Here is a 16728-nt window from a genome sequence, read left to right as displayed (position 1 = left end):
ATATTACCGGCGGCGTGGGGGCTCCCCTCAGGGCTCGAGGACGACCTTGCCGGTGGTGGCGCGGGTTTCCAGGGCGTGGTGGGCGGCGGCCGCTTCGGCGAGCGGGTAGCGCTGGAGGGCGGGCCGGAGCCGGCCGGCGGCGGCTTCGGCGAGGGCGCGGGTTTCCAGGAGGCGCAGGGGGTCGTCGCCGCCGACGCGCCGGAGCATGGCGGGGCCGAGGACGTTGTGGGTGGTGACGGCGCGGGCGGTGAGGTCGGCGCGGTCGGTGTCGGTGAGGGGGATGGGGCCGGCGGACCAGCCGAAGACGAGGTGACGGGCCCCGGGGGCGAGGAGGCCGAGGGCGGTGTCGAGGAGGTGGACTCCGGCGGCGGCGACGGCGATGCGGACCTGGCCGGGGGCGGGTACGGGGGTTTCGGTGCGCTCGTGCACGAGGTTCTCGGCGGGGCCGAAGGCGTGGAGGCGGATGGCGCGCATGGTGTGCAGGGTGTCCATGCGGACAGGCTCGGACCTGAAGCGCGGTTGAGGTCAAGGCTCCGCCGACTGCCGGCTGCCGTTGTCAGTGGGGCGGGGGACGATGGGGGCATGGCGCGCAAGGGGCAGCAGGAGACGGTGAAGGCGGCGCGGCAACCGGAGGTGCGGCTGCCGGAGCTGAGTGCGTGGGAGGGCGGTGAGCTGGAGCCGGACGGGGACTACGACGGGCTGGAGTTCGCGGACCTGGACCTGGTGGGGCAGGAAGGCATCGGGGCCCGGTTCATGGACTGCGCGCTGCGGCGGTGCGCGCTGGACGAGACGGGGCTGGCGAAGGCGCGGATCCTGGACTCGGTGCTGGAGGGGGTCCGGGGGGTGGGGACGGACCTGTCGGGGGCGTCGCTGCGGGATGTGGAGCTGGTGGAGGCGCGCCTGGGCGGGGTGCAGCTGCACGGGGCGGTGCTGGAGCGGGTGGTGGTCCGCGGGGGCAAGATCGACTACCTGAACCTGCGGAAGGCGCGGCTCAAGGACGTGGTGTTCGACGGGTGCGTGCTGGTGGAGGCGGACTTCGCGGGCGCGGTGCTGGAGCGGGTGGAGTTCCGCGGGTGCGCGCTGCGGGGGGCGGATTTCACGGGGGCGCGGATGACGGACGTGGATCTGCGGGGGGCCGCGGAGCTGGACATCGCGCGGGGGGTGGACGCGCTGTCCGGGGCGGTGATCAGCCCGTCCCAGCTTTTCGACCTGGCCCCGACCCTGGCGGCGCAGCTGGGCCTCCGAGTCCTGTCGTAGCCCCCGCGGGGGCCGCGCCCCGCCGGCGCTACGCCGGGACGCGGGGGAAGCGGGACTGGAGGGTCCAGATGGTGGGGTTGTCGGCCAGGGTGTCGTGCATGTCGGTCAGGTCCGCGATCAGGTCGTGCAGGAAGTCGCGGGCTTCGCGGCGCAGCAGGCGGTGGCTGAAGGTCAGCGGTTCCTCCTCCGGCGGCATCCAGTCGGCCTCGATGTCGACCCAGCCGAAGCGGCGCTCGAACAGCATCCGGTCGCTGGACTCGGTGAAGTCGAGCTCGGCGTACTGGCGGTGGGATGAGCGGCTGCCGCGGGGGTCCTGGTCGAGCTGCTCGACGATGTCGCAGAGCGCCCAGGCGAAGTCCAGTACGGGCACCCATCCCCAGGCTGTGGACACTTCCCGGTCCTTGGCGGTGTCGGCGAGGTAGACGTCCCCGCAGAACAGGTCGTGGCGCAGGGAGTGGACGTCCGCCGAGCGGTAGTCGGTCTGCGGGGAGTCCGGGAAGCGCCGGGAGAGGGAGTAGCCGATGTCGAGCACGTACCCGATGGTGTCACGGGTGCGCGGCCGTCCCCACCCCGGCGGTCGGCGGCGGCGCCGTCAGCCGCCGTCAGCGGACGTTGACGGCGGTCCAGGCGGCGGCGACGCGCCCGTACTCGACGCTGCCCGGGCCGTAGAGGTCGGCGGCGGCCATGAGGGTGGCGGTGCGGGCGCGGGCGTAGGTGGTGGTGGAGGTCATATAGGTGCTCAGAGCCCGGTACCAGATGCGGACGGCCTTGTCCCGGCCGATGCCGAGCAGCTTGGAGCCGTCGTAGGTGGGGGAGTCGTAGGAGATCTTGTTGATCTCCTTGGGGCCGCTGCCTTCGGCGAGGAGGTAGAAGAAATGCCGGGCGGGGCCGGAGGCGGCGTACGGGTCGAGGGTGCCGATGTCGCGTGACCAGTAGTCGCGGGAGTGGCCGTCGAGGCTGGGGTGGTCCATGCGGCGCACGGAGCCGTCGGCGAAGACGCGTTCGCCGATGAAGTAGTCGCCGACATCGATGGCGTTGTCGGCGAAGAACTCGATCGAGGTGCCGAGGATGTCGGCGGTGCCCTCGTTGAGGGCGCCGGGTTCGCCGGAGTACCCGAGTCCGGCGGTGGCGGCGACCACGCCGTGCGTGAGCTCGTGGCCGACGATGTCGAGGGTGGCGAGCGTCCGGCCGGTGGCGGGGTCGTCGCCGTAGTTGGCGCAGAAGCAGGACGGGTCCCAGAAGGCGTTGGGGTAGTTGCTGCCGTAGTGCACGCGGGAGGTGACGCCGGTGCCGTCGCCGCGGATGCCGTTGCGGCCGAGGACGCCCTTGTAGAAGTCCCAGGTGACGGCGGTGGCGTAGTGGGCGTCGACGCCGGCGGACTGGCGGTTGGCGGGGGTGCCGGTGCCGCCCCAGTCGTTGTCGGGGTCGGTGAAGAGGGTGCCGCCGCCGGTCTGGTTCATGGCGTCGAGGGTGCGCTGGTTGCCGCGGGTGGTGTCGCGGAGCTGGTACGCGCTGCCGGTGAAGTAGGTGGTGAGGGGGACGGTGCCGGCGTGCTGGCTGTGGCCGGTACCGGTGCTGCGGGGGGCCGCAGTCGCAGCCGTGGCCGTGGCGGCGGTGACCGTCATGACGGCGACGGTGCCGAGGAGGACGGCGAGGCGGGTGCGGGGAGAGGACGTCGGGCGGGTCACTCGGGCTCCTTCGCGGTGGCCGGGGTGGCGGCGCGAGTGAGCGTGACAGGGCGGCCCCTGGTTTTGGCAGGTCTGCGACAAGTAATTCGGGGATCCCGGCAGGGTTGTCCGAACAGCCCCCGCTCGGTGTCCGGAACCCGACGCTGCCGTCAGGGCACGCGCCCCGTCAGGGCAGCAGGCGCTGTTCCTTGGCCACCGAGACCGCTCCCGCGCGGGTGTCCACGCCGAGCTTGTCGTAGATGCGGCCCAGGTGGGTCTTCACCGTGGCCTCGCTGATGAACAGCGCCCGGGCGATGTCCCGGTTGCCCAGCCCCCGCGCCAGCTGGCCCAGGATGTCCAGCTCGCGGTCCGTCAGCGTCGGGCGCGAGCCCCGCATGTGGGCCATCACGCGGCTGGCCACCGGCGGCGAGAGCGTCGTACGGCCCGCTGCCGCCGAGTGGATCGCGGAGAACAGCTCCTCCGGGCGCTCCGCCTTCAGCAGGTAGCCCGTGGCGCCCGCCGCGATGGCGCGGGTGACGTCCGCGTCCGTGTCGTACGTCGTGAGGACCAGGACGTGCGGGGGGTCGGTCACCGCCGTGATGCGGCGGGTGGCTTCGACCCCGTCCATGCCCTCGCCCAGCTGGAGGTCCATCAGCACCACGTCCGGGCGGAGCTTCGCCGCCAGGGCCACCGCCTCCTCGCCGCTGCCGGCCTCGCCCAGGACCTCGATGTCCGGCGCGCTGCCCAGCAGCGCCAGCAGGCCGGCGCGGACCACCGCGTGGTCGTCGCAGAGGAGGATCGTCGTCATCGGGCCGGTTCCAGTCGTCATCCGGTGGGCTCCAGGGGGATGGCCGCGGAGAGGACCGTGCCCTCGCCGGGGGCGGATTCGAGGGTCAGGGTGCCGCCGAGCTGGCGGACGCGGGCGCGCATCGCCGGGAGCCCGTGCCCGCGGTCACCGGCCGCCCCGCGCGTACCCGCCCGTGGCTCGGTGAAGCCCTCGCCGTCGTCGGCGACGTCGAGGACCACCTGGTCGCCCAGGAAGCTCAGGGTCAGGGCCGCGGTCCGGGCGTGCGCGTGCTCCCGTACGTTGGCCAGCGCGCCCTGCGCGATCCTCAGCAGTGCCGACTGGACCCGGTCCGGGAGCGGGGCCGGGGTGCCCTCCAGGTGGAAGCGGACCTCGATCTCCGGGCCCGCGTCGAGCGCGCGCAGCGCGTCCGCGAGGCCGCCGCCCCCTTCGAGCTCCGGCGGGGCCAGGTCGTGGACCAGCCGCCGAGCCTCCGCCAGCCCGCGCGCCGCGATGCCGGTGGCGGTACGGACGTGCGCGCGGGCGGTGGCCGGGTCACTGTCCCAGGTGCGGTCCGCGGCCTGGAGCAGCATCTGCTGGCTGGACAGGTGCTGGGCGAGCGTGTCGTGGATCTCCATCGACAGCCGCTGCCGCTCGGCGAGGGTGCCCTCGCGGCGCTCGGTGGCGGCCAGCTCGCGGCGGGTGCGGATCAGGTCGTCGATCAGCGCGCGCTGGGACTCGGCCTGGCGCTCCATGTGGACGAAGACGGCGGTGGCGAGGGCGGCGATCGCGGGCGGGGCCAGCAGGAGGTTCGGGTCGAACTCCTTCGAGAGCTTCAGCTGGGCCGCCACCACGAACACGGTCAGCAGGGCCACGAGGACGATCGCCGCGCGGGGCGGCAGGGTGCGCAGGGCGGTGAAGAAGAGGGGGACGGCGCACCAGGCGAAGCTGGGCGCGAGGACGACCAGGACCACCCAGGTCGCCACCACCAGCCCCAGCCAGAGCATCCGCCGCACGGTGGGCGCGGCCCCGAGCGCGGGGCCGAGCACGTACAGCAGGGCCAGCACGATGCTGAGGGCGATGATCCACGGGGTGCTGGGCGAGCCGGGGTGGCGCAGCAGGAAGCGGGCCACCGAGGCGCCGAGGAGCAGGAAGAACGCCGTGTGCATGACGGTCGCCAGGGCGCGCGTGTCGGCCTTCCCCGGCGCACCCGGCGCCTGTGGCGGGGTGCGGCTCACGTGGCTCACAGCGGGCTCCCGGGTCGGTGTCTGGCTCCTCCATCGTGCCTGGTCGTACGCGATGGCGCCGACCAGCCAATCCGTACCCGTACCCGCTCCGCATCGGCCGATCGGTTGACCCCGGGGTCAACCGGTGCGGCAGCCGTCGCGAGCCGGTACGGGGACCGGTGGGCGCCGGGTGCGGGCCCAGGCTTGGAGCAGCAGAACGAGCCGACGCACCCAGCCGATGCGCCCAGCCGATGCACTCAGGAGCAGCAGACATGAAGACCCGCACCCGCGTTCTCACCGGTACCGCCCTCGCCGTCGCGCTCGGCGCCGGGACCTTCGGCGCGGTCAGCGCCAGCGCCGCGCAGCCCGAGACCGCCCCGGCCGTCGCCGCCGCCAAGAAGGACGGCCAGCCGAACGAGAAGAACTTCACCACCACGACCCACCTCACCATCGACGCCGCCACCCGCGCCGCCCAGGCCGCGCTCGAGGCCGCGCAGAAGGAGAACCAGAAGGTGACGGTCGCGGTCGTGGACCGCAACGGCAACACCATCGTCACCCTGCGCGGCGACGGCGCGGGCCCGCAGTCCTACGAGTCGGCGCAGCGCAAGGCCTACACCGCCGTGTCCTGGAACGCCCCGACCTCGGTGCTCGCGGGCCGCCTTGCCCAGGCCCCGAACCTGAAGGACATCCCCGGCACCCTCTTCCTCGGCGGCGGCACCCCGGTGCAGGCCAAGGGCGCCCCGGTCGCGGGCATCGGCGTGGCCGGCGCCCCGAGCGGCGACCTGGACGAGAAGTACGCCAAGGCCGGCGCCGACTCGCTGGACAAGTAGTCCCGGCACGTACTCCTCGGTGCGACCCGCGCGATCCGGCCCCCTGTGAAATCCGGCCCTCGCGGGAAACGACCCGAAGTACGACATCGGGCCCACATAGGATCGGGCGCGTGGAACACCGCCGCGCGCTCTCCCGCTTCGCCGCCCCTGCAGCCGCCTCTGCCGCCCTGCTCGCCCTCACCACGGCGTGTACGGCCGGCACGGTGCAGGGGCGGCCGGGTGCGTCCGGGCTGCGCGACCCGTACTTCCCCAAGGCCGGCAACGGCGGCTACCAGGTCGAGCACTACGACCTGGACCTCGACTACGACCCCGCCGACGGGGAGTTGAACGCCACCGCCGTCATCACCGCCCGCGCGGAGCAGGGGCTCAGCTCCTTCAACCTCGACCTGAGCGGCCTGGACGTCGAGGGCGTCACGGTGCAGGGCGAGGGCGCGCGGTTCAACCGGACCGGGCGGGAGCTGACGGTGCGTCCGGCCGAAGACCTCAAGAAGGGCGAGGTCTTCCGGACGGAGATCGACTACCGCGGCAAGCCGAAGCCCATCACGGATGCGGACGGCGCCAAGGAAGGCTGGATCACCACCGCGGACGGCGCCGTCGGGGTCGGCGAGCCGATCGGGTCGATGGCCTGGTTCCCCGGGAACCACCACCCCAGCGACAAGGCCACCTACGACATCACCCTCACCGTCCCCAAGGGCTACGAGGCGGTGTCGAACGGCGAGTTGAAATCCCGCACCGACACCGCCGACGGGCAGACCGAGTTCGCGTGGCACAGCCCGGAGCCGGTGGCGAGCTACCTCGCCACCGCCGCGATCGGCAAGTTCAAGGTGACCACCGGCCGGACCCCGTCCGGGGTCGCCCTCTACGAGGCCGTCACGCCCGCGGAGGCGGCCGCCAGTGCACCGGCGCTGGCCCGGCTGCCGGAGATCGTGGAGTGGGGGAGCCGCAGGTTCGGCCCGTACCCCTTCGGCACCGCGGGGGCGATCGTGCTGCCGGCCGAGACCCTCACGTATGCGCTGGAGACGCAGACCAAACCCGTCTTCTCCGGCGCACCCGACGAGAAGCTGGTCCTGCACGAGACGGCCCACCAGTGGTTCGGCGACTCGGTGTCGCCGAAGTCCTGGAAGGACATGTGGCTCAACGAGGGCTTCGCGACCTACGCCGAGTGGCTGTGGTCCGAGGACCACGGCGGGACGACCGCGCAGCAGTACTTCGACGCGTTCCTCACGGGCGACACCGCGGTGGACAAGGACGCCGACTCCGACTGGGACGCCTTCCCGCCCGCGGACCCGCCCAGTGCCAAGGACATCTCCGAGACTCCGGTGTACTACCGGGGCGCGATGGTCCTGCAGCGGATCCGCCAGGAGGTGGGCGACGAGAAGTTCTTCGCCCTGCTGCGCGGCTGGGCCCAGGAGCACCGGTACGGGAACGCGAGTACGGCCGAGTTCACCGCGTACGCGGAGCGGACGACGGGGCACGACCTGAAGAAGGTCTGGGACGTCTGGCTGTACGGGGAGGGCCGGCCGAAGTAGGCCGCCCGGCGCGACACGCAGCCCTACAGGGCCTTGCGCAGCACCGTGCAGTCGCGGCCCTGCTCGCGGTCCTTGGCGCGGCGCAGGGCGGTGTAGCCCCGGGACTGCCAGAACGCCAGGCCGGCGGGGTTGTTGTCCAGTACGGCGAGCCGCAGGCCGGTCCGTCCCGCGGCGCGGAACCGGTCCTCGACGAGGGTGGCGATGGTGCGCCCGTACCCCTGACGGTGCGCGGTGGCGTCGACGAGCAGCAGGCCGATCCACGGGTCCGGGTCGCCGGAGGCCGGGGGTCCCCCCGACGAAGTCAGGGGGAGGTCCGGGTGGTGGGCGAGGGTGGCGGCCAGGCCGACCAGCCGGCCGGCGGAGCGGGCCAGGATCACCTCGGCGCCGTCGTGGGCGAGTTCGTCGGCGAGGGCCGCGGCCACCTGTTCGACGGTGATGCGGGCCGGGTCGGGGAAATCACCGCTGAGCTCGAAGAAGGCGCGGTTGGTCGCGTAGAGCGCGGCGATCTCGGTGAGGACCGGGCCGGGCAGTGCGCCGTCCACGGGGACGAGCGGTTGGAGGATCACCCGCCGAACCGTAGCGAAGCCCCCTCCCCGGACGGCCGGGAGGGGGCTTCGGCTGCGACGGTGTCGGCTCAGACGTTGACGCCGAAGTCCTGGGCGATGCCGGTCAGGCCGGAGGCGTAACCCTGGCCGACCGCGCGGAACTTCCACTCGGCGCCGCTGCGGTAGAGCTCGCCGAAGACCATGGCGGTCTCGGTGGCCGCGTCCTCGGAGAGGTCGTAGCGGGCGATCTCGGCGCCGCCGGCCTGGTTCACGACGCGGATGTACGCGTTGCGGACCTGGCCGAAGTTCTGGCTGCGGGCGTCGGCGTCGTAGATCGAGACCGGGAAGACGATCTTGTCCACGTCGGCCGCGAGCGTGGCGAGGTTGACGTTGATGGACTCGTCGTCGCCGGAGCCCTCGCCGGTGCGGTTGTCACCGGTGTGGACGATGCTCTGGTCCGGGGTGGACTTGTTGTTGAAGAAGACGAAGTGACCGTCGGAGACGACCTTGCCCATTGCGTTGACCGCGATGGCGGAGGCGTCCAGGTCGAAGTCGACACCGGTCGTCGTACGGACGTCCCAGCCGAGGCCGACCGTGACGGCGCTGAGGCCGGGGGCCTCCTTCGTGAGCGAGACGTTGCCGCCCTTGGACAGGCTTACTGCCATTTTGACTGGTGTCCCTTCCTCGTCGCATGGCCGCGAGATTGTGGCCAAGGTACCGCTGACCTTCATAACGCGGGGAGGGGGGCAGTAGGTTCCACTCCGGGATTTCTCCGCGGATTCCCCCACCATTCAGCCCTGGAAATACGGGTGACGGGCATCGCGCTGGGCGGGATCATAGGGGGCATGCCTGGTCCCTATGTCATTCGCGGTTCGGTCGTGCTCCCCGAGGCGGAGCTCGCCTGGCGCTTTTCGCGATCCTCCGGGCCGGGTGGGCAGCACGTGAACACCTCGGACTCGCGCGTGGAGCTGCTGTTCGACGTGGCGGCGACGAAGGCGCTGCCGGACGTGTGGAAGGAGCGGGCGCTGGAGCGGCTCGCCGCACGGCTGGTGGACGGGGTGCTGACCGTACGGGCCTCGGAGCACCGGTCGCAGTTCCGCAACCGGGAGATGGCGCTGGTCCGGATGGCGTCCGTGCTCGCGGAGGCCACCGCCCCGCCGCCCAAGGCGCGCCGCGCCACGAAGATCCCGCGGGGGATCAACGAACGCCGCCTCCGGGAGAAGAAGGCCCGGGCGGAGACCAAGCGCGGCCGCACCGGCCGCGACTGGTAGCAGCGCAGGCGCTCAGCCCGCCAGGTGGCGGTAGCGGCCGCGGAAGTAGGTCAGCGGCGGGGAGTCGGGGGACGGGAGCGCCGAGGTGAGGACGCGGCCGACGACCAGGGTGTGGTCGCCCGCCTCGACGCGGTTCTCCGTACGGCATTCGAGGGTGGCCAGGGCGCCCGTCAGCAGCGGGGCCCCCGAGACCTCGCCGCGTACGTAGGGCAGGTCCGCGAAGAGCAGCCGGTCGCTGATGCGGTTCTTCATCGAGAAGCGGCCCGCCACCTGCACCTGGTGGTCGGCGAGGACCGAGACCGCCCACAGGGGCTGCTCCGCCAGCAGGTCGTCCATCCGGGAGCCCTCGCGCAGGCTCACCAGGACCAGCGGCGGGTCCAGGGACACGGACATGAAGGCGGTGGCCGTCATGCCGACGTCCTCGCCGCCCGGACCGTCCGGCGTCAGCGGGTTCTCGTGTGCGGTGATCAGGCACACGCCCGCCGCCAGGCGGGACATCGCGGCCAGGAACTCGTCGTTGCTCACGCCCTCAGGATGAAGGGTGGAGGCGATCGGCATGGGTACAGGGGTCGTCTTCGGCACGTTGGGAACGCTAGTCTCGCCCTCCCGCGCCGCACATCGGGCCCGAGTCCGAGCCGCGTCCCCGCCCCTTGGCCTAGGCCCGGGCGTATCGTTTGCTCCCGGGAATGCAGGGGGGCGCTCCCAGGCGCCGGCACCCCCACCGCTCACCTTTATTCATCTCATGTGACTTGAGTCACAGAGGCCAAGATTTGTTGACCCTGTGTACCGGGCGCACAGCTCACTGTGATTCAGTGGACGGGACACCGCAACGAAACGCCGATGACAAACCTGGAGTTGCTGTCGAGGTCTCGGGGAGAGCGAGCAATGGAGACCGAGTCGGAGCCGTACGTCCGTCTTGCGACCCTGCGGCAGCTTCACCAGGTGGTGGCCGAGCTCAATACGGCCAGGAGCCTGGCGGACACTCTGCAGACCGTCGTGGACGGCATTGTCGTGGGCCTCGGCTACCAGCTCGCCTGTGTCAACCTCGTACGCCCTGACGGGGATCTCGTCGTCGCCGCGTTCGCCGGCGACCCCGCGGCAGAAGCCCTCATCACCGGCCGCGTCGGCTCCCGAGCCTCCTGGGAGCGCCGTCTGACGATGGGGGAGAGCTGGGACGGGCTCCGCTTCATCCCGCACACCGAGGGCTGGGTCCTCCTCGAGGACGACGTGCCCCAGTGGCACACGGACGGCCCCGATCCGCGCTTCGAGGGCGAGTGGCACCCCGAGGACCGGCTCTACGCCCCCATGTATGCGTCCGGCGGGGAACTTCTGGGTGTCATTTCGGTGGACAGACCGCGCAATGGGCGGCGCCCCGGCGCGTGGGGGCGCGAAGCGCTCCAGATGTACGCCTTCCAAGCCGCGATTGCGATCAGCAACGCACGGCTGCGCGCGAACATGCAGCGGGCCCTGGTCCGGCTGGAGCGTGAACAGCAGGCGCTGCGCGCGAGCGAGGAGTCGTTCCGGCAGGCCTTCGAATACGCGCCCAGCGGCATGGCGATCGCCGAGATGGGCGGGGACCAGCACGGGCGGCTGCTGCGGACCAACGACGCGCTGTGCCGGCTGCTGGGCCGGCCCGCCTCCGTACTGCGCCGGTACTCCTTCTCCGACCTGGTCCACCCCGAGGACATCGGGACCCTGCTGCGCACCTCCGCCGAGGGCGGCCGGGCCGAGCTGCGGCTCGGGCGGCGCGACGGCACGTACGTATGGGTGTCGCTGCGCAACTCCGTCGTCGCGGACGCCGCCGACGGGCCGCGCTTCCTGCTCACGCACGTCGAGGACATCGAGGAGCGCAAGCGCCACGAGCTCCAGCTCGCCCACCGGGCCAGCCACGACTCGCTGACGGGCCTCCCGAACAGCGCCGAGCTGCGCGCCCGCCTCGGCGCGCGGCTGTGCCGCAGGCCGCAGTCGGTCCGCGCCACCGCCGTGGAGGCGCTCGACGCGGCCTACGAGGGCCACGGTGTCGCCACGGGGCTCCCGGCAGGCGGTGGTGGCGGTGAGCACGGCTTTCAGCCCGACGCCTTCCCCGAGCCCTTCGAGTTCCCCGGCGCGCCCGCGGTGCCCGGCGCCCCTGGAGCCCCAGGGACCCCCGGCGCGGGGGCGGGCCCGTACGACCACCACGTGCACACGGTGGCGCCCGCGACGGACATCGACGACGGGACGAAGGGGCTCGCGGTGCTCTTCTGCGACCTCGACGGGTTCAAGTCGATCAACGACCGGTTCGGGCACCACACGGGTGACGCGGTCCTGATCGAGGTGGCCCGGCGGTTGACGACGGGCGTCAGGGACGGTGACACCGTCGCTCGGCTGGGTGGTGACGAATTCGTCGTCCTCGCGGACGGACTGGGCGCCGTCGACGCCGCCGACCTGGCCGTCCGGCTGCGCAACGCGATCATCCCGCCGATCCGCGTGGACGGCCGCGCGGTCCGTGTGGGCGCGAGTTTCGGCATCGGATGGGCCAGCTGCGGCATGTCGGCGGACGAGGTGCTGCGCTCGGCCGACCAGCGGATGTACATCGAGAAAAGGTCCCGTTCCAAGGCGCACCGCCGGGCCGGATGAGGCGATCGGCCGCCCGTGGGTGCACGTGTTCGGGGTAGGCTCCCGTGGGTTGAAAGGAGTGACCTGCGATGACGACGCCCGCGAACCACGGCTCGAACAGTGGGGCGAACCAGCCCGAGGACGACGACCCGTTCGGCTACCTCTACGCGGACGGCCAGGCCGCCGGAGCCACCCCGCCCGCACAGGGCGGTGGATACGGCTACCCCGGCCCGACGGTCGGTGGTCAGCCGGGCGCGCAGCCCGGTGTCCCCCGTACCTCGTACAACCAGGTGCGCACGGTCGGTGAGCGGACGTACGGCGGCCAGCGCGGCGCCCAGGTTCCGCCGCAGCAGCAGCCGCCGGCCTACCAGGCGCAGTACCAGGCCCCTGAAGCCCTCCAGGCGGGCGGCTACGGGGTTCCGGCGCAGCAGGGGCAGGCCACGGCGTCGATCCCCGCGCCGGGCGGCCACGGAGGCCACGGCGGAGGCGGCGGTTCCAGCCGCAAGGGCATGCTCATCGCGGCGGTCGCGGTGGTCGCCGCGGTCGCGATCGGCATCGGTGCGGCCGTGACCTTCGGCGACAAGGACAAGGACAAGAACGGCAAGGGCAACACGGCGGGCGGGCAGCAGTCCGCGCAGCCGCAGAACTCGTCCTCCGCGCAGCCGAGCCCCTCGACGTCCCCGGAGGCCCCGCTGCCCAAGGCGGACGCCTCGGGCGCAGGCATGTCCCTGACCGGCGGCGCACACCTCGAAGGCACGGTCCCGGGCGCGAAGAGCTCGGGCGGCCAGTACGTGGGCGGCTTCAACGCCCCCGGTGCGGCGCTGACCTGGACGGTGGACGTTCCGACGGCCGGGGACTACACGCTCTTCGTGAACTACGGCGTGCCCGGGAAGGACGCGAAGGCGACCCTCACGGTCAACGGGCAGAGCCCGAACCAGTCCCTGAACCTGGCGAACTTCGCCAAGGCCGAAGCCGGAGCCTGGGACAAGGGCTGGACCCGCACGTACGCGTACATCACCCTCAAGAAGGGCACCAACACGATGAAGATCTCGTGTGAGCCCGGAAATCAGTGCGAGGCGGTCTTCGACCAGCTCGACCTGGGCCAGGGTCACATCAAGCGCTGACCGCCCACCGGGCACGCGGGCCCCGGCCCGCCGCCGGCCCGAAACGAGTCCGGCCCCACCGCACATGCGGTGGGGCCGGATCCCGTTGTGCCCGTCGGCGCGTCAGCCGCAGTGGACCCAGCCGGTGTTCTCCGAGTGCGTCTTCGCCAGGTAGGCGGAGTCCTTCCAGACGCCCGTGACGTTGGCGGTGATCTGGACGCATGCGCCGCGGGCGTTGACGTAGACCGGGCCCGCGTACTGGGTGTAGGCCCGCTGGCCGTCGCTGTCGACGCCGCCGGTGCTGGACTTCAGGGTGATGCCCATGCCGTCCGAGACGAGGAAGTCGGCGTCACGGCGCAGGATCGCGCAGTTCTTGCCGGTGGAGCTGTTGTAGTACAGGAAGATGACGCCGGCGCCGGTGGCGCCCTGGCTGTCCCCCAGCGGGTAGGCGTCCTGCTGGTAGTAGCCCGCGCCGCAGGATCCGCCCGAGATCGTCTGGGCCTCGGCGGGGACCGCCGCCAGTGCGGAGACGGCCGCAACGCCGGTGCCGATGGCGAGCGCCCTGCGGAGGATTCGGTTCATGTGGTTCAACCTTGCATCTTCGAAGATCAACTAGCGTGGTGATCTTAACGGCCGGATCCGTGGCCTCTGACCGTCGGCTCGTCAAGTGCACGCAGCCCGACATGTGTTGACGCCGGCCCGGCGACCCGGACGGGGCGTTCCGTGGTCGGACCGTCAGTTGCCGCCGGTGACGGAGACGGCGTGCCGCAGCTCCTCGTAGGTATGGGGGTCGAAGTCCCCCGCCGTCGGGGCGTGGACCGTGGCCGCCGAGAGGGCTACCGCGCGGGTCAGGCGGGCCGGCCAGTCCAGGCCCTCCGTGAGCGCCGACAGCAGGCCCGCTACCGCGGAGTCGCCGGCTCCGGTCGGGTTGCCCGTCAGGGCGCGCGGCGGGGCCGCCTGCCAGGTGCCCTGGGCGGTGGCCGCCAGCAGCCCGCCCGGGCCGAGCGAGGTGACCACGGCGTGCGCGCCCCGGCGGCGGGCGTCGCGGGTGGCCTGCAGCGGCTCGCGGGAGCCGGTCAGCTCGGCGAGCTCGGCGGCGTTCGGCTTGATCATCTCCGGGCGGGCGGCGACCCCGCGGCGCAGGGCCTCGCCGCTGGTGTCCAGGAGGACCGGGACCCCGGCCGCGCGGGCGGCCCGTACGAGCACCGCGTACGCGCCCACCGGCACGCCCGGCGGGAGGCTGCCGCACAGGGCGACCGCGCCGGCGCCGGCCAGCAGGGCCTCGTAGCGGGCGAGGAACTCCGCCCACTCCGCGGAACAGATCAGTGGGCCGGGCTCGTTGAACTGCGTGGTGTCGCCCGAGGCTTCGTCGACGACGGCCAGGGTGCGCCGGGTGGTGCCCGCGCAGGGCACCAGAGCGTCCGTCACCTGCGGGGAATCGGCGAGCAGTTCGCGTACGACGGCGCCGGTGCGGCCGCCCGCGAAGCCGGTCGCGGTGACCTCGTGGCCGAGGGCGGCCAGCACGCGGGCGACGTTGAGGCCCTTGCCGCCGGGTCTCTCGGTCACGGCGGTGACCCGGTGCGTGGTGTGCGCGATCAGTTTCGGCACGTGGTGGGTGACGTCGAGTGCGGTGTTGAGCGTCACGGTCAGGATCATGGCAGGCCCCGGTCTCGGTGTGTGCCGGGATCATGCCAAACAGCAGTACGGGCGGCCCAGTCCCGCGGGCCGCCCTCCTGCCTCCCGTACCCGCTCAGACCAGCGGATCCACGATCCATTCGCCGCGCCGCATGACGCCCTTGACGTCGAACTCGGCGTCCAGGACGACCAGGTCGGCGTACTTGCCCGGCTCCAGCGAGCCGACCTCGTCGTACAGGCCGATCAGCTTGGCGGGGTTCACGGAGATCGCCTGGACCACGGACTCGACGGGCAGCCTGTCCAGGGTCACCGACCGCTTGAACGCGGTGTCCAGGGTCAGCGTGGAGCCGGCGATCGAACCGCCCTCGACGAGGCGGGCCACGCCCTCCTTGACCTCGACCTCCAGCGGCCCGAGGTGGTAGATCCCGTCGCCGAAGCCCGCCGCGTCCATCGCGTCGGTGATCAGCGCCACGCGGTGCGCGCCCGCGTGGTGGAAGGCCAGCTCCAGCATCGCCGGGTGCAGGTGGGTGCCGTCGTTGATCAGTTCGACGGTGACCCGCTCGTCCTCGAGCAGCGCGGCGATCGGGCCGGGGGCGCGGTGCTCCATGCCGGGCATCGCGTTGTACAGGTGGGTGGCCACGGTCGCGCCCGCGTCGATGGCCTGGCGCGTCTGGTCGTACGTGGAGTCGGTGTGGCCGATCGCGGCGATGATCCCGTGCTCGGCCAGCAGCCGTACGGACTCCAGCCCGCCCGGGAGTTCGGTGGCGAGGGTGACCATGCGGGCGGCGCCGTGCGCGGCGTCGATCAGCTTGCGGACCTCGGCCGGGTCGGGGTCGCGCAGCAGCTCCTCCTTGTGCGCGCCCTTGCGGCAGGCGTTGATGAACGGGCCCTCGAAGTGGATGCCCGCGATCTCGCCCTGCTGGGTCAGCTCGGCGAGCAGCCCGGCGCGGCGGGCCAGTTCGTCGAGGTCGCCGGTGACGGTGGAGGCGACGAGCGTGGTGGTGCCGTGCTCGCGGTGGGTCCGTACGCCCTTCAGGACCTCCTCGGCGGTGCCGGAGGTGAAGGAGGCGCCGCCTCCGCCGTGGTTGTGCATGTCCACGAAGCCGGGGACGATCCAGTGCCCGGACAGGTCGACGGTCCTCGCGCCCTCGCCGGCGCTGCCGGCGATGCGCTCGCCGTCGACGATGACGCGGCCGCCCGCCACGGTCCCGGTGGGCAGCACCACCCTGGCGCCGGAGAGAACGGTGCTGTGTGCGCTTCCGGACATCAGGCAGGTACCTCCGTGGCGAGTAGGTCCCAGGCGAGCAGCCCTGCGCCCAGGCATCCGGCGGTGTCCCCGAGGGCCGCCGGAACGATGTCGGGCAGCCGCTGGAACGTCACGCGCTCCTCGACGGCCTTCCGTAGTGGTGTGAACAAGGTTTCCCCTGCCTCGGCGAGCCCGCCACCGATGATCAGGGTGCGCGGGTCCAGCAGGGTGATCGCGGTGACCAGGCCGTCGGCGAGGGCGCCGACGGCGGTCTGCCACACCTCGCGGGCGCGCGCGTCGCCGGACGCGACGGCCTTGGCGCAGTCGGCGGCGTCCGCGTCGGGGTCGCCGGAGGCGCTCGCCCAGGCGCGGCTCACGGCGGACGCCGAGGCGAGGGTCTCCAGGCAGCCGTACTGGCCGCAGCCGCAGGCGGGGCCGCCGGGACGGACCACGATGTGGCCGATCTCGCCGGCGTAGCCGTGTGCGCCGGCCTCGATGCGGCCGGCGATGCCGATGGCGCCGGCGATGCCGGTGCCGAGGGGGACGAACAGGAAGCGGTCGGCGCCGCGGCCGGCGCCGATGCGGCCTTCGGCGAGTCCGCCCGTGCGGACGTCGTGGCCCAGGGCCACCGGGAGGGAGCCGAGCCGTCTGCTGAGCAGCTCGCGCATCGGTACGTCGCGCCAGCCCAGGTTCGCCGCGTAGACGGCGATCCCGTTCTCGGCGTCGACGATGCCGGGGACGGCGACGCCGGCCGCGGAAGCGGGCACGCCGAAGCGCTCGCGGCCGAGCCCGGACAGCTCGGCGGCGAACTCCAGGATCGTCTCGACGACGGCGTCGGGGCCCCGGTCGCGGCCGGTGGCGCGGCGTGCTTCGTGGAGCAGGGTGCCGTCGTCGGCGATGAGGGCGGCCTTCATCCCGGTGCCGCCCACATCGAGGGCGATGACGTGCTTCACGGCGTGTTTCACGGGTTTCACAGGTGACAGTCTCGCGTGCTCGGCGGGGAAAGGTCTAGTCCATTGGAGGGGATTGTTGAGCTGCCA

At 72.6% G+C, this 16728-nt stretch carries 18 protein-coding genes; 6 read left to right on the top strand and 12 right to left on the bottom strand.

Annotated elements, in window-relative coordinates; all coding sequences use genetic code 11:
* Positions 1 to 27: 27 nt before the first annotated feature.
* Positions 28 to 474 (bottom strand): zinc-binding dehydrogenase, encoded by a 447-nt coding sequence (locus AB0M76_RS14085; RefSeq protein WP_365953205.1) that lies wholly within the window; start codon positions 472 to 474, stop codon positions 28 to 30.
* Positions 475 to 582: 108 nt separating this feature from the next.
* Here AB0M76_RS14085 and AB0M76_RS14080 point away from each other — a divergent pair, with 108 nt between their 5' ends.
* Positions 583 to 1257, top strand: a complete 675-nt coding sequence (locus AB0M76_RS14080; RefSeq protein WP_365953105.1) for a pentapeptide repeat-containing protein — start codon at positions 583 to 585, stop codon at positions 1255 to 1257.
* Positions 1258 to 1285: 28 nt separating this feature from the next.
* Here the strand turns inward: AB0M76_RS14080 and AB0M76_RS14075 are convergent, their stop codons facing one another.
* The 4 genes from AB0M76_RS14075 to AB0M76_RS14060 all read right to left on the bottom strand — a co-directional run bounded on the left by AB0M76_RS14075 (position 1286) and on the right by AB0M76_RS14060 (position 4877).
* A complete protein-coding gene (locus AB0M76_RS14075) occupies positions 1286 to 1789 on the bottom strand; it encodes a hypothetical protein (protein ID WP_365953104.1) in 504 nt (167 codons plus the stop codon).
* A gap of 70 nt (positions 1790 to 1859) precedes the next feature.
* The gene (locus AB0M76_RS14070; protein ID WP_365953103.1) at positions 1860 to 2945 is read right to left on the bottom strand and encodes a M4 family metallopeptidase; all 1086 of its coding nucleotides are present in this window, start codon (positions 2943 to 2945) and stop codon (positions 1860 to 1862) included.
* Between the two features lie 166 nt (positions 2946 to 3111).
* Positions 3112 to 3753 carry a response regulator transcription factor gene (locus AB0M76_RS14065; protein WP_365953102.1) on the bottom strand — a complete coding sequence of 214 codons (642 nt, stop codon included), beginning with the start codon at positions 3751 to 3753 and terminating at the stop codon, positions 3112 to 3114.
* Positions 3750 to 4877, bottom strand: a complete 1128-nt coding sequence (locus tag AB0M76_RS14060) for a sensor histidine kinase (protein WP_266999470.1) — start codon at positions 4875 to 4877, stop codon at positions 3750 to 3752. Before AB0M76_RS14060 ends, AB0M76_RS14065 begins: the two co-directional genes overlap by 4 nt.
* 329 nt (positions 4878 to 5206) lie before the next feature.
* On the opposite strand from AB0M76_RS14060, the gene AB0M76_RS14055 reads away from it, so the two are divergent.
* Together AB0M76_RS14055 and AB0M76_RS14050 are read left to right on the top strand one after the other, a co-directional pair.
* Complete coding sequence (locus tag AB0M76_RS14055; protein WP_365953101.1) at positions 5207 to 5764, top strand: heme-binding protein; 558 nt, start codon at positions 5207 to 5209, stop codon at positions 5762 to 5764.
* 110 nt (positions 5765 to 5874) lie between these two features.
* Entirely contained in the window at positions 5875 to 7293 is a 1419-nt protein-coding gene (locus tag AB0M76_RS14050) for a M1 family metallopeptidase (RefSeq protein WP_365953099.1), read from the top strand.
* A gap of 23 nt (positions 7294 to 7316) precedes the next feature.
* Here the strand turns inward: AB0M76_RS14050 and AB0M76_RS14045 are convergent, their stop codons facing one another.
* Positions 7317 to 7859 carry a GNAT family N-acetyltransferase gene (locus AB0M76_RS14045; protein ID WP_365953098.1) on the bottom strand — a complete coding sequence of 181 codons (543 nt, stop codon included), beginning with the start codon at positions 7857 to 7859 and terminating at the stop codon, positions 7317 to 7319.
* 68 nt (positions 7860 to 7927) lie between these two features.
* Complete coding sequence (locus AB0M76_RS14040) at positions 7928 to 8503, bottom strand: TerD family protein (protein WP_266666019.1); 576 nt, start codon at positions 8501 to 8503, stop codon at positions 7928 to 7930.
* A gap of 180 nt (positions 8504 to 8683) precedes the next feature.
* Between AB0M76_RS14040 and arfB the strand changes: the two genes are divergently transcribed.
* On the top strand, positions 8684 to 9109 hold the full coding sequence (gene arfB / locus AB0M76_RS14035; RefSeq protein WP_053786579.1) for an alternative ribosome rescue aminoacyl-tRNA hydrolase ArfB: 426 nt from the start codon (positions 8684 to 8686) through the stop codon (positions 9107 to 9109).
* 12 nt (positions 9110 to 9121) lie between these two features.
* Here the strand turns inward: arfB and AB0M76_RS14030 are convergent, their stop codons facing one another.
* Positions 9122 to 9667 (bottom strand): flavin reductase family protein, encoded by a 546-nt coding sequence (locus tag AB0M76_RS14030; protein WP_365953204.1) that lies wholly within the window; start codon positions 9665 to 9667, stop codon positions 9122 to 9124.
* Between the two features lie 327 nt (positions 9668 to 9994).
* Here AB0M76_RS14030 and cdgB point away from each other — a divergent pair, with 327 nt between their 5' ends.
* Positions 9995 to 11725 carry a diguanylate cyclase CdgB gene (gene cdgB, locus AB0M76_RS14025; protein WP_365953097.1) on the top strand — a complete coding sequence of 577 codons (1731 nt, stop codon included), beginning with the start codon at positions 9995 to 9997 and terminating at the stop codon, positions 11723 to 11725.
* A gap of 68 nt (positions 11726 to 11793) precedes the next feature.
* On the top strand, positions 11794 to 12828 hold the full coding sequence (locus AB0M76_RS14020) for a CBM35 domain-containing protein (protein ID WP_365953096.1): 1035 nt from the start codon (positions 11794 to 11796) through the stop codon (positions 12826 to 12828).
* Between the two features lie 102 nt (positions 12829 to 12930).
* Here the strand turns inward: AB0M76_RS14020 and AB0M76_RS14015 are convergent, their stop codons facing one another.
* The 4 genes from AB0M76_RS14015 to AB0M76_RS14000 all read right to left on the bottom strand — a co-directional run bounded on the left by AB0M76_RS14015 (position 12931) and on the right by AB0M76_RS14000 (position 16641).
* Positions 12931 to 13389: a hypothetical protein gene (locus tag AB0M76_RS14015; protein WP_365953095.1), complete on the bottom strand. Its 459-nt coding sequence runs from the start codon at positions 13387 to 13389 to the stop codon at positions 12931 to 12933.
* A 153-nt stretch (positions 13390 to 13542) separates the two neighbouring features.
* Complete coding sequence (locus tag AB0M76_RS14010; RefSeq protein WP_365953094.1) at positions 13543 to 14463, bottom strand: 1-phosphofructokinase family hexose kinase; 921 nt, start codon at positions 14461 to 14463, stop codon at positions 13543 to 13545.
* 94 nt (positions 14464 to 14557) lie between these two features.
* A complete protein-coding gene (gene nagA / locus AB0M76_RS14005; protein WP_365953093.1) occupies positions 14558 to 15709 on the bottom strand; it encodes an N-acetylglucosamine-6-phosphate deacetylase in 1152 nt (383 codons plus the stop codon).
* Entirely contained in the window at positions 15709 to 16641 is a 933-nt protein-coding gene (locus AB0M76_RS14000; protein ID WP_365953203.1) for an ROK family protein, read from the bottom strand. The genes nagA and AB0M76_RS14000 overlap by 1 nt, the downstream gene beginning before the upstream one ends.
* Between the last annotated feature and the right edge of the window lie 87 nt (positions 16642 to 16728).

This window comes from Streptomyces sp. NPDC051364, assembly GCF_040682115.1.
In the GTDB taxonomy this organism is placed as follows: domain Bacteria; phylum Actinomycetota; class Actinomycetes; order Streptomycetales; family Streptomycetaceae; genus Streptomyces.
Note: the sequence above shows the minus strand (reverse complement) of the source record. Positions and strands in the feature narration are given on the sequence as shown.

Excerpts from the sequence above, each read along its gene's own strand:
- AB0M76_RS14085 (WP_365953205.1), bottom strand. The coding sequence starts at position 474 with ATGCGCGCCATCCGCCTCCACGCCTTCGGCCCCGCCGAGAACCTCGTG.
- AB0M76_RS14080 (WP_365953105.1), top strand. The coding sequence starts at position 583 with ATGGCGCGCAAGGGGCAGCAGGAGACGGTGAAGGCGGCGCGGCAACCG.
- AB0M76_RS14065 (WP_365953102.1), bottom strand. The coding sequence starts at position 3,753 with ATGACGACTGGAACCGGCCCGATGACGACGATCCTCCTCTGCGACGAC.
- AB0M76_RS14060 (WP_266999470.1), bottom strand. The coding sequence starts at position 4,877 with ATGCACACGGCGTTCTTCCTGCTCCTCGGCGCCTCGGTGGCCCGCTTC.
- AB0M76_RS14055 (WP_365953101.1), top strand. The coding sequence starts at position 5,207 with ATGAAGACCCGCACCCGCGTTCTCACCGGTACCGCCCTCGCCGTCGCG.
- AB0M76_RS14040 (WP_266666019.1), bottom strand. The coding sequence starts at position 8,503 with ATGGCAGTAAGCCTGTCCAAGGGCGGCAACGTCTCGCTCACGAAGGAG.
- arfB (WP_053786579.1), top strand. The coding sequence starts at position 8,684 with ATGCCTGGTCCCTATGTCATTCGCGGTTCGGTCGTGCTCCCCGAGGCG.
- AB0M76_RS14030 (WP_365953204.1), bottom strand. The coding sequence starts at position 9,667 with ATGCCGATCGCCTCCACCCTTCATCCTGAGGGCGTGAGCAACGACGAG.
- cdgB (WP_365953097.1), top strand. The coding sequence starts at position 9,995 with ATGGAGACCGAGTCGGAGCCGTACGTCCGTCTTGCGACCCTGCGGCAG.
- AB0M76_RS14020 (WP_365953096.1), top strand. The coding sequence starts at position 11,794 with ATGACGACGCCCGCGAACCACGGCTCGAACAGTGGGGCGAACCAGCCC.
- AB0M76_RS14015 (WP_365953095.1), bottom strand. The coding sequence starts at position 13,389 with ATGAACCGAATCCTCCGCAGGGCGCTCGCCATCGGCACCGGCGTTGCG.
- AB0M76_RS14010 (WP_365953094.1), bottom strand. The coding sequence starts at position 14,463 with ATGATCCTGACCGTGACGCTCAACACCGCACTCGACGTCACCCACCAC.
- nagA (WP_365953093.1), bottom strand. The coding sequence starts at position 15,709 with ATGTCCGGAAGCGCACACAGCACCGTTCTCTCCGGCGCCAGGGTGGTG.